The 11,644-nt window shown below is 68.5% G+C and carries 7 protein-coding genes; 2 read left to right on the top strand and 5 right to left on the bottom strand.

Features of this window, described 5'->3' with window-relative positions; translation table 11 throughout:
* Positions 1-29 precede the first annotated feature (29 nt).
* Entirely contained in the window at positions 30-3,914 is a 3,885-nt protein-coding gene (gene purL, locus ACZK4H_RS02780; protein ID WP_099553801.1) for a phosphoribosylformylglycinamidine synthase, read from the bottom strand.
* An 822-nt stretch (positions 3,915-4,736) separates the two neighbouring features.
* On the opposite strand from purL, the gene ACZK4H_RS02775 reads away from it, so the two are divergent.
* Positions 4,737-6,836: a glycosyl hydrolase family 18 protein gene (locus ACZK4H_RS02775; RefSeq protein WP_099551385.1), complete on the top strand. Its 2,100-nt coding sequence runs from the start codon at positions 4,737-4,739 to the stop codon at positions 6,834-6,836.
* A 114-nt stretch (positions 6,837-6,950) separates the two neighbouring features.
* On the opposite strand, the gene ACZK4H_RS02770 is transcribed toward ACZK4H_RS02775, so the two are convergent.
* Together ACZK4H_RS02770 and xerD are read right to left on the bottom strand one after the other, a co-directional pair.
* Entirely contained in the window at positions 6,951-7,736 is a 786-nt protein-coding gene (locus tag ACZK4H_RS02770) for a thioredoxin fold domain-containing protein (protein ID WP_099551386.1), read from the bottom strand.
* A gap of 100 nt (positions 7,737-7,836) precedes the next feature.
* The gene (gene xerD, locus ACZK4H_RS02765; RefSeq protein ID WP_099551387.1) at positions 7,837-8,814 is read right to left on the bottom strand and encodes a site-specific tyrosine recombinase XerD; all 978 of its coding nucleotides are present in this window, start codon (positions 8,812-8,814) and stop codon (positions 7,837-7,839) included.
* A 56-nt stretch (positions 8,815-8,870) separates the two neighbouring features.
* Between xerD and ACZK4H_RS02760 the strand changes: the two genes are divergently transcribed.
* Entirely contained in the window at positions 8,871-9,362 is a 492-nt protein-coding gene (locus tag ACZK4H_RS02760; RefSeq protein WP_099551388.1) for an RDD family protein, read from the top strand.
* A gap of 88 nt (positions 9,363-9,450) precedes the next feature.
* Here ACZK4H_RS02760 and lptG read toward each other — a convergent pair whose 3' ends face one another.
* The gene (gene lptG, locus ACZK4H_RS02755; RefSeq protein ID WP_099551389.1) at positions 9,451-10,557 is read right to left on the bottom strand and encodes an LPS export ABC transporter permease LptG; all 1,107 of its coding nucleotides are present in this window, start codon (positions 10,555-10,557) and stop codon (positions 9,451-9,453) included.
* Positions 10,554-11,636 carry an LPS export ABC transporter permease LptF gene (gene lptF / locus ACZK4H_RS02750; RefSeq protein ID WP_099551390.1) on the bottom strand — a complete coding sequence of 361 codons (1,083 nt, stop codon included), beginning with the start codon at positions 11,634-11,636 and terminating at the stop codon, positions 10,554-10,556. The genes lptG and lptF overlap by 4 nt, the downstream gene beginning before the upstream one ends.
* Positions 11,637-11,644 lie beyond the last annotated feature (8 nt).

Genomic DNA, 11,644 nt, shown 5'->3' with positions numbered 1-11,644 from the left:
GGCATTGATGCCTGCGCGATGTGGTGCGATCAGCCGCACCACACCCGCGCGTTGCGGAACATGCGCATCCACGGCGAATCACCCTGCCACTCGGCCGGGGCCCAGCTCATGTTGAGCGCGCGCGGAGTGCGTTCCGGGTGCGGCATCATGATGGTCACGCGGCCGTCGCTGCTGGTCAGGCCGGTGATGCCGTCCGGCGAACCGTTCGGATTCAGCGGGTACTGGCTGGCAACGTTGCCGTGGCCATCGATGTAGCGCAGCGAAACACGGGCCGCGGCCTGGTCGACCGCGTTGTCGAACACCGCCTGGCCTTCACCATGCGCCACTGCCACCTGCAGGCGCGAACCGGCCATGCCACGCAGCAGGATCGATGGAGATTCCACCACTTCCAGCAGCGCGGTACGGGCTTCGAACTGCTCGCTGGCGTTGCGGCGGAACTGCGGCCAGTGTTCGGCACCGGGAATGATGTCCTTCAGCTGGCTCATCATCTGGCAGCCGTTGCACACGCCCAGGGCAAAGCTGTCCTCGCGCGCGAAGAACGCGGCGAAGGCATCACGCAGCGCACTGCGCTCCAGGATCGAAGTGGCCCAGCCACGGCCAGCGCCAAGCACGTCGCCGTAACTGAAGCCGCCGCAGGCGACCAGGCCGGTGAAGTCCTGCAGGGCGACGCGGCCTTCGATCAGGTCGCTCATGTGCACATCGAAGGGGCGGAAGCCGGCACGTTCGAAGATGTTCGCCATTTCGATCTGGCCGTTGACGCCCTGCTCGCGCAGCACGGCCACGCGCGGACGCGCACCGGTGCTGATGAACGGGGCGGCCACGTCTTCATTGATGTCGAAGCTGAGCCTGGGCTTCAGGCCCGGTGCGTTGAAGGCACGGGCGATCTCACGCTCGGCATCGGCGTTGGCCGGGTTGTCGCGGCGCTTCTGCATGGCGTGGGTGACCGACCACCAGGCGTCGAACAGCGTTTCCCAGCGCCATTCGGCCAGGTTCTCGCCAGCCAGCGACACGCGCACCACCGGTGCGGTGGTCGGCTTGGCGATGCGCTGCGCGCACTCGGTCAGTGCATGGCGCTCGACCAGGTCGGCAAATGCCGCGCGGTCTTCGCGCGCGATCTGCACCACCGCGCCCAGTTCTTCGTTGAACAGGCTGCGGAACGGATCGTCGCCCCAGGCGTCGAGGGTGATATCCAGCCCCAGGCGTGAAGTGAAGGCCATTTCGCACAGCGCGGCGAAGGCACCGCCGTCGCTGCGGTCGTGGTAGGCCAGCAGCAGGCCGGCCTGGCGCGCATCGCGGATCAGTTCGAAGAAACCGCGCAGGCGCTGCGGGTCGTCCAGATCCGGGGCAGCACCGGCGAACGCCGGCAGGTCACCGTGGTCGGCATGCACCTGGGCCAGGATCGAACCGCCCAGGCGCTGCTTGCCAGCGCCGAGGCCGATCAGCCACAGCTCGCTTTCGACGTCGCGGTCGAGCAGCGGGGTCAGCTGCTGGCGCACGTCGGCCACCGGCGCGAACGCGGAGATCACCAGCGACACCGGCGACACGCTCTTGTGCGCTTCGCCCTGGTCGTGCCACTGCGCCTGCATCGACAGCGAGTCCTTGCCCACCGGGATGCTGATGTCCAGCTGCGGGCACAGTTCCATGCCCACCGCCTTCACCGCGTCGTACAGCAGCGCGTCTTCGCCCGGGTGGCCGGCAGCGGCCATCCAGTTCGCCGACAGCTTGATCTCATCCAGCGCATCGACCGGGGCCGCGCACAGGTTGGTCAGCGCTTCACCCACCGCCATGCGTGCCGACGCTGCCGCATCGAGCAGGGCCAGCGGGGTGCGCTCGCCGATCGACATCGCTTCGCCGGCAACGCCGTCGAAGTCGGCCAGGGTGATCGCCACGTCGGCCACCGGCAGCTGCCACGGGCCGACCATCTGTTCGCGTGCGGTCAGGCCACCGACGCTGCGGTCACCGATGGTGACCAGGAAGTTCTTCGAGGCGACCGTCGGGTGCGCGAGCACGCGCAGGCCGGCTTCCTGCAGATCCAGGCCGCCGGTCTTCAGCGCCGGCCAGCGCGGTGCCGGCGGGTGTGCGGTGTCGCGGTGCATCTTCGGCGGCTTGCCGAACAGCACGTCCATCGGCAGGTCAATCGGCGCATCGGCCGGCGTGTGGCCCGGCACGGCACCGTAAGCCACCACCAGGTGTTCCTCGGCGGTGGCCACGCCGACCGCAGCGAACGGGCAGCGCTCGCGGGCGCACAGCGCGGCGAACTCGGCCAGGCGCTCCTGGGCCACGCCCAGCACGTAGCGTTCCTGCGATTCGTTGCACCACAGCTGCATCGGCGACAGCGACGGATCATCGGTGGGCACCTTGCCCAGATCGATCACGCCGCCGACCTTGGAGTCGTGCAGCAGTTCGGGGATGGCATTGGACAGGCCACCGGCACCGACGTCGTGGAAGAACTTGATCGGGTTGTTGGCGCCCATCGCCACGCAGCGGTCGATGACCTCCTGGCAGCGGCGTTCCATTTCCGGGTTGTCGCGCTGCACGCTGGCGAAGTCCAGGTCCTCGGCGCTCTCGCCGGAGGCCACCGAACTGGCGGCACCGCCGCCCAAGCCGATCAGCATCGCCGGGCCACCCAGCACGATCACCGCATCACCGGCCTGCAGCTGGATCTTGTCGACCTGCACGCGGTCGATGGCGCCGAGGCCACCGGCCAGCATGATCGGCTTGTCGTAGGCGCGGACCAGGTCGGCGCCTTCAGGCAGCTCGAAGCTGCGGAAGTAGCCGAGCAGGTTCGGGCGACCGAACTCGTTGTTGAACGCGGCGCCGCCGAGCGGGCCATCGGTCATGATTTCCAGCGCCGGCGCCATGCGCGGGTTCAGCGCGCGCGGCGCCTCCCACGGCTGCGGCAGCTCGGGAATGCGCAGGTGCGAGACCGAGAACCCGGTCAGGCCCGCCTTCGGCTTGCCGCCGCGGCCGGTCGCGCCTTCATCGCGGATTTCACCGCCGGCGCCGGTCGAGGCGCCCGGGAACGGTGCGATGGCGGTCGGGTGGTTGTGGGTCTCCACCTTGATCTGGAACGCGCTGGGCACCTGCGGTTCACGACGGTACTCGCCGCTGGCCGGATCCGGGCGGTAGCGCGAGGCCGGATGGCCTTCGATCACCGCGGCGTTGTCGCTGTACGCGCTGAGCGTGTGCTGCGGGGTCTGCTGGTGGGTGTTCTTGATCATCCGGAACAGCGAGCGGTCCTGCTCCTGGCCGTCGATGGTCCAGCTGGCGTTGAAGATCTTGTGGCGGCAGTGCTCGGAATTGGCCTGCGCGAACATCATCAGTTCGACGTCCGACGGCGAGCGGCCCAGCGCGGTGAAGCGTTCGCGCAGGTAATCGATCTCGTCCTGGGCCATGGCCAGGCCGAGGCGCTCGTTGGCGGCCTCCAGCTGGTCCACCGGCACGCGTTCCAGTTCGCCACGGGCGGGCGCCGAGAACAGCGCCTGGCCCTGCTGCACGGTCTCCAGCACCGACTGCGTCATCGGGTCGTGCAGCGCCTTGACCAGCGCCTGCTGCACGTCGGCATCGGCCGGCCAGCCCTGCACGTCGATGCGCAGGCCTCGCTCGACCCGGCTCACCGGCTGGCCGGCACCGCGGACCAGTTCGGTGGCCTTGCTCGACCACGGCGACAGCGTACCCAGGCGCGGCACCACGATTCGGCTGACCGCGCCTTCGGCCACGGCCTCGGCCTGCGGCGCAGCTTCGAGGATGCGGCACAGGGTGGCGAGGTCGGGAGTGGCGCTGCCTTCGGGCTGCACGAAGTAGACGTGCCAGGCACCACTGATGCGCAGGGAGGGAGCGATGGACTGCAGGCGGGATTCAAGACGTTCGCGGCGGAACGGCGACAGGGCGGGCGCGCCCTCGAGGACCATCATGTCCGGGGAACCGTAGTTGGGAAACGGGCCCGACATTGTACCGGAAGCGGGGGATGGGCTTTGGCCGGGCGGCGCCCGGCACCCGCCGAGGCCAAGGCAACGGCAACGGCAACGGCCAAAGCAAAAGCTGGGTTCCCGTGGGATGGCGGGGTGGGTCCGGTTGCGGGGGACGCCGTAAACCCGTCCCTGGGGGCTTGGCAGCCGCATCCATGCGGCTGACACCCCCGCAACCGGACCCACCCCGCCTTCGACAGATTTCCGCGATCTGCGGTAGATCCACACCATGTGTGGATGCTCCCCGGTTGTGCCGGCCGCTGGCCGGCAACCAGGGAAATCTCAGAAGTCAGGCATTGGAGAGCGAAGCGACCGGCTTCTGCTTTTGATTTTTTGTTCTGTCTTTCGTGGCTGGCCGCGCAGGAACCTGTCCGTGGCCGGGCGGGTGGGCTGCGCAGGGGCGTGAGCCGCATGGATGCGGCGACCGAGCTTACATGGACGTACTTGCAGCGTCCCCTGCGCAGCCCACCCGCCCGGCCACCCCCAGAACCCCGCTGTAAGCGACCCATCCCAGCCACGAGGGGGCTCCGCCGATGGCCGCCGACCGCGCGCAGCGCCGCTCTCCGCCCGAATCCCGGAACCATGCGCTTGCTCACGGATTGACCACACGATTGATGACAACGTTGTCCCCACCTGGTGCCGGACTCTCTCCCCGGCCTCCCAGGTACCTCCGTCCGCCCCCCTCCGTCGCCTTCCCGGGCGACGCCCGGACCTGCGTCACGCGCGGCGCCATCGGGGCCCGCGCGCCCTTTGATCGGAGACTTACCCATGTACGACCCGATTGTGCGCAGTGCCGAACGTTCGACCCGATGCTGTCGTCCCCGCCGCCTGGCCTGGCTGCTTGCCCTGGCCGCCGGTACCGCCGCCCTGCCCGGCCTGGCGCAGGCCGCCAGCTGTGCCGGGGTGGCCCAGTGGGACCAGGCCAAGATCTACCGGGCCGGCGATACCCTGCAGAAAGGAGGCGTCCTCTATCGGGCGAACCAGGACATCTGGAACGCGCCGCCGGACCATCCGGCCGGTGCGCCCTACTACACCAACCTCGGCGCCTGTGATGGCAGCGGCGCCAACCAGCCGCCGGTGGTCAGCCTGACCTCGCCGGCCAACGGCGCCACCTTCAGTGCCGGCAGCACGGTCAACGTGACCGCCACCGCCAGTGATCCGGACGGCAGCGTCGCCAAGGTCGAGTTCTTCCGCGATGGCAGCACGCTGGGCGTGGCCACCAGTGCGCCGTATGCGGCCAGCTGGGCCAATGCCAGCGCCGGCAGCCACACCCTGCGCGCGGTAGCCACCGACAACAACAACGCCACCAGCAGCACCGCGACCATCACCATCACCGTCAACGCCGCCGGCGGCGATACCACCGCACCGAGCGTGCCGGGCGGGCTGGCGGTCGGCACCCGCACCGCAAACAGCATCGCGCTCAGCTGGAGCCCGTCCACCGACAACACCGGGGGCAGCGGCGTGGCCGGCTACGACGTGTACCGCAACGGCAGCCTGGTCGGCTCGCCGTCCAGTGCCAGCTACGTCGATGGCGGGCTGACTGCATCCACCACCTACCGCTACCGTGTGCGTGCCCGCGACAACGCCGGCAACGCGTCCGCCCAGGGCACCGAGATCAGCGCCACCACGCTGGCCGGCGACGGCGGCACCACCGGCAAGCGGGTCATCGGCTACTTCACCCAGTGGGGCATCTACGGCCGCAACTACCGGGTCAAGAACATCGACAGCAGCGGTTCGGCCGCGCGCCTGACCCACATCAACTATGCGTTCGGCAACGTTCGCAACAATCGCTGCGAAGTGGGCATCACCCAGCCGTCGGATCCGAACAGCGGTGCCGGTGGCGATGCCTTCGCCGATTACACCAAGGCCTTCAGTGCCGCCGAGAGTGTCAGCGGCAGCGCCGATACCTGGGACCAGCCGCTGCGCGGCAACTGGAACCAGCTCAAGCAGCTCAAGGCCAAATACCCGGGCATGAAGGTGCTGATCTCGCTGGGCGGCTGGACCTGGTCGCGTGGCTTCTCCAGCGCGGCGCGCCCGGAAAACCGCCAGGCCTTCGTCGCCTCGTGCATCGACGCCTACATCAAGGGCAACCTGCCGGTAACCGACGGTGCCGGTGGTGCCGGTGCCGCACTGGGTGTGTTCGACGGCATCGACGTCGACTGGGAATACCCGGTGGCGTGCGGCATCGAATGCGGCAAGCCGGAAGACAACGCCAACTTCACCGCGCTGATGGCCGAGTTCCGCCGCCAGCTCGATGCGGTGCGTCCAGGCCTGTTGCTGACGGTGGCGGTGGGTGCCGGCATCGACAAGATCCGCGTCACCGATCCGGCCGCGTATCACCCGTACCTGGACTACATCAACGTGATGACCTACGACTTCCACGGCGCGTGGGATGCGAAGACCAATCACCAGTCGGCGTTGTTTGATTCGCCGAATGATCCGTCCACCGGCGACCAGAAGCTGTACAACAGCAACGACGCCATCGAGGCCTTCATCAGCCGAGGCGTGCCTGCGGCCAAGCTCAACCTGGGAATCGGCTACTACGGGCGCGGCTGGACCGGTGTGGCCAACGCCAACAACGGCCTGTACCAGACCGCGACCGGCGCCGCGCCGGGCACCTACGAGGCCGGCATCGAAGACTGGAAGGTGCTGAAGAACCTGGCGTGGCCGGGTTACACCGACAACACCGCCGGCGCCACGTGGATCTACAACGGCAGCACGCTGTGGAGCTTCGACACCCCGGCCAACATCACCCGCAAGATGGGCTACGTGAAGACCCAGGGCCTGGGCGGCGCGTTCGTCTGGGAGTTCAGTGGTGACGATGCACAGGGCACGCTGACCAAGGCGGTCAGTGATGGCCTGAAGTAAAAAAAAGCCGGGGATGCGACACGCATCCCCGGCCTCGAATCCGTGGAGCCGAGCCCTGCTCGGCTGCCACATGTGGAACCGCAGTCGAGCGTGGCTCGACGCTGCCGTTCCGCGTCAGCGCTTCCCGGACAGCTTGTCCAGCGCCGCGCGCAGCTGCGCTGGCGGCAGGTAACCACCCAGCTGGGTGCCATCCGGCGCGAAGATCGCCGGCGTGCCGTTCACGCCCAGCTGCTGGCCCAGTGCGTACTGCATCGCCACCGGGTTGGTGCAGTTCTTGGCCGGCACGCTGCCACCGCGCTTGGCGTTGGTCAGTGCCTGGCGACGATCGGCCGCACACCAGACCGAGATCATGTCGGTGTAGTCCTTGCTGCCCAGCCCCATGCGCGGAAACGCCAGGTACTCGACGGTGATGCCGTTGCGGTTGAGCTCGGCGATGTCCTGGTGCAGCTTGCGGCAGTAACCGCACTCGATATCGGTGAACACGCTGATGGTGTACTTGGCGTTCGGCGCGGCGAACACGATGCGGTCGCCATGGTTGGCCTTGGCCAGCAGATCACGGCGGTAGCCGAGCAGGCCTTCGCTGTTGGCCGGGCCCTTGGCACGGGTGTCGTACGGCTGCGACTGGAACAGGTAGCGGCCGTCGTCGGAGACGTACAGCAGCTGACCGGAAACGACGACCTCGCGGAAGCCGGGGAACGGCGCGGCGCCGATGTAATCCACCTGGAAACCGGGGTTCAGCGCGGTCAGCGCGGCGCGTACCGCCTGGTCGGCGGGCGCATTCGCGGCCGGGCTGGCCTTGGCCGCAGCAGCGGCGGGTGCCTTGGCGGCCGGCGGGGCCGGCTGGGCGCAGGCGGTCAGGCTGAGCGCACCGAACACGGCGGCGATGGCAAATCGGAGCATGGAGCAGTCCGCGACAGAAGAAGACCCCGGATTCTGACACAGCCACCGGCACCGGGCCGCGACGCCGCGCACCGCCCGGGGCCAGGGTTCAGGCCGCGGCTCAACCGCGCGGATGATGCCGGGCGTGCAGTTTCTGCAGGTGCTCGCGCGCCACCAGGGTGTAGATCTGGGTGGTCGACAACGAGCTGTGGCCAAGCAGCATCTGCAGCGCGCGCAGATCGGCGCCACGATTGAGCAGGTGGGTGGCGAAGCTGTGGCGCAGGCCATGCGGGCTGATCCGCACCGGGTCGATGCCGGCCACCTGCGCATGGCGCTTGACCAGGTGCCAGAACGCCTGCCGGGTCAGCGCATGCAGCGTCGGCTCGACGAACAGTGGCGTCTGCCCATCCGCCAATGCCTGCACCCTGCCCTTGCCGACCAGTTGCGGCCGCGACTGCTGCAGGTAGCGCTCCAGCCAGTGCTGCGATTCCTCGCCCAGCGGCACCAGCCGTTCCTTGCTGCCCTTGCCGGTGACCCGCAGCACACCCTGGCGCAGGTTGACGGCGGTGGCCGGCAGCAGCACCAGTTCGCTCACGCGCAGGCCTGCGGCGTACATCAGCTCCAGCATGGCGCGATCGCGCAGGCCCAGCGGGCTCTCGACATCCGGCGCCGCCAGCAGCGCGTCGATCTGGCTCTCAGCCAGCGCCTTGGGTAGCAGCCGAGGCAGCTTGGGGGGATCCAGCAGCGCGCTGGGGTCTTCACTGCGGTCACCCCGGCGCACGCCATCGGCGAAGAACGCGCGCAACGCCGACAACAGGCGGGCATTGCTGCGCGGCGACCAGCCATGACGGGTACGCCAGGCCAGGTAGTCGAACAATCCCGGACGTTCGATGCCGGCCAGGCCGCCATCGCGCCCGTCCATCCAGCGTGCCAGGCCTTCCAGATCGCGCCGGTAGCTGTCGAGGGTGGCGCGGGCCAGACCATTCTCGGCCCAGATCGCATCGAGGAAACGCTGGATGCGCACGCTGTCATCGGCGCGCAGTTCCGGCAGTTGCTGCACCAGCTGGCGGCGTTCGGCGGGGGTGGAAACAGAGGCCATGCGTGCAGGATACGAGGGCGACTGCGGATGCGGCCAGCATTGCGTATGCTCGGCGCATGTCCCGCCCTGCCATTGATTCGGCCCCTGCGGCCGCGACCGAGCTGCCCCGCCCGCGCGCATTGCTGCTGTGGCGCGTGCTGGCGATGGTCTACGACGCGCTGCCGGTGCTGGCGCTGTGGATGCTAGCCGGCACCCTGTTCACCCTTGCCTACACCCTCAGCGGCCACGCCCAGCGCGAGAACATCGCACCGTTCAGTGCCTGGCAGTGGCTGCTGTGGGCGGTGTGCTGGCTGATCACGGGGTGGTATGCCACGGCCAGCTGGCGCCGCGGCGGGCAGACGCTCGGCATGCGGCCGTGGCGGCTGAAGCTGGAATCGAGCGATGGCGCGCCCCTGCGCCGCGCACAGCTTTGGCTGCGTTTCGCCGTCGGCACGCTGTCGCTGCTGCTGGGCGGACTGGGATTCTGGTGGGCGTGGGTCGATCGCCAGCATCTGACCTGGCACGACCGCGCCAGCGGTACGCGGCTGGTGCGGATGCCGAAGCGTTGATGCACTGTCTGTAGCCGAGCCCATGCTCGGCTGCTTTCCGCACTGTACGCGACAGCCGAGCACAGGCTCGGCTCTACAACAACCAGAATCAGCCTGATTTCCGCCGGAACAGCAATCCCGATACTGCCAGCATCACGATCGGTGGCAACGCGTAGGCGATGCGGTAATCGAACTTCAACGCGCCGGCCATGCGGCCGAAGAACAGCTGCAGCAGCCAGAAGCCCAGCGCGAACAGGATGCCGAGGAACAGGCGCTTGCCCATGCCACCACTGCGCAGCGAGCCGAACGCGAACGGCACCGCGGCCAGGCACAGCGCCAGCACGTTCACCGGGTAGAACCAGCGGCTCCAGTACACATCCTCGTAGTCGCGCGCATCCAGACCGTTGCGCTCGCGGTATTCGATGCTGGTGCGCAGTTCGGCCACGCTGAGGTTGCGCGGCTTGGCGATGCCGGTCGCCAGCGCCCCGGCGTCCAGCTTGGAGTTCCATGGCTCGCGCGCCACTTCCTCGCGCGTGGCCGAACGTTCACCGAAGGTATCGCGGCGCACGCCGGTCAGCACCCAGCCGTCACGGTCATGCTCGGCCGTGTCCGCATGGGTCAGCGAGGCGATCCGACCATCCTCGGCGATGCGATACAGGCGCACGTCACGCAGGATCAGCCGCGTGCCCTTGTCTCCCACCAGCTGCTCTTCGCCACCGGCAGCGCTGAGGAAGGTATCGCCCTCGCGCGCCCACAGGCCGGAATAGCGGGTGGTGGAGATGTCGCGCCCCCACTTGGCACTGGACTTCAGCGCGTCGGCCCGGTCCTGGCCCCAGGGGCCCAGCGTCTCGGCGCTGAGCACCATCACGGCGGTCAGCAGCGACAGGGCGATGGCCACCGATACGCTCAGGCGCTTGCGCGACAGGCCCAGCGCACGCAGCGCGGTCAGCTCAGAGGTCGCGGCCAGCTGGCCCAGCCCCATCAGCGCACCAATCACCGCAGCGGTGGGGAACATGGTGTAGGCACGGCGTGGCACCGTGTACAGCACCCAGGCGGCAGCATGCCCCAGGGTGTAGCCGTTCTTGCCGATGTCCTTGAACTCGCCGGAGAACGCCATCACTACGTCCAGGCCCACCAGCACGGCCCAGGTCAGCAGCACCGTGGTGAACACCGACTGGCCAAGATACAGGTCGAAACGCATCGGGCGCAGCCTCATGCGCGGGCTCCCTTCGGGCGGCCCAGGCGGCCATCACGTGCATACATCCAGATCGCCAGCGCCAGCAGCGGCAGGGTCAGCCACCAGAGGCCGAGCGCAGGCGGAATCTTGCCGTTGGCGATCCAGCCACTGCCGATGAACATCAGGTTGGTACCGACCATGTAGGCCATCAGCGCCAGCATCATCCGCCCGTAGCGCTGCTGGCGCGGCGAACTGCGGCCCAGCGGCACGGTCAGCAGCGCAAATGCCAGTGCGATCAACGGCGGAGCAAGGCGGCGATGCAGCTGTGCCTGCGCCTCGGGCCGGTCATCGCCGAACAGCTGCGTGGTCGGCATCAGTTCCGGATCATCCCCGGTACGGGTCTGCGCACCGTCGGGCAGGGCCACATCGTTGCGGGCGAAGGTGGCCAGACGGTAATCCAGCCCCCCGGCCACCGGGCCTTCCACCTGGTGGCCATCATCCAGCTCCAGGAAGCGCTGGCGCGCGCCTTCGAAGAACATGCGCCCCCCTGCGGCGGACACCACTTCCAGGCGGTCGTCCTTCTGCCGCTGCAGGAAGACCCGACCCAGCTGGGTACCATCGGGCGAGATCGAAGACAGGTAGACCACGCCGCCATTGGGCAGCTGGGTGAATCGGCCCGGCTCCAGGCCCGCCATCAGCACGCTTCGATTGGCCTCGATGATCATCTGCTCGGCCACCCGGCCGGCCCATGGGCCCAGCCACAAGGAGCAGGCGCCGACCAGCAGCACCACCGGCACCACCAGCATCAGCAGCGGCCGCAGCAGGCGCCTGGGACCCACGCCAATGGCAGTGATGACGGCCATTTCCGAGTCGCGGTAGAGGCGGGCCACCGCCAGCAGCAGGCCCAGCATCAGCGCCAGCGGCAGGATCAGTGGCAGGTAGGCGATGAACTGCAGGCCCAGCTGCGAAAACAGCAGCTTGGCCGGCAGGCGCCCGTCGGCGATGTTGCCGAGGATGTCCACCAGCACGCCGCCCACGCTGACCACCAGCAGGACGATCAGGGTAGCCAGGAAACTCTGGACGAAATCGCCCAGCAGGTATCGGTCGAGCTTCAACATGGGGCGGT

The organism is Stenotrophomonas sp. 78350_Sma (genome assembly GCF_056482105.1).
This window is presented reverse-complemented; position numbering and strand designations above follow the sequence as displayed.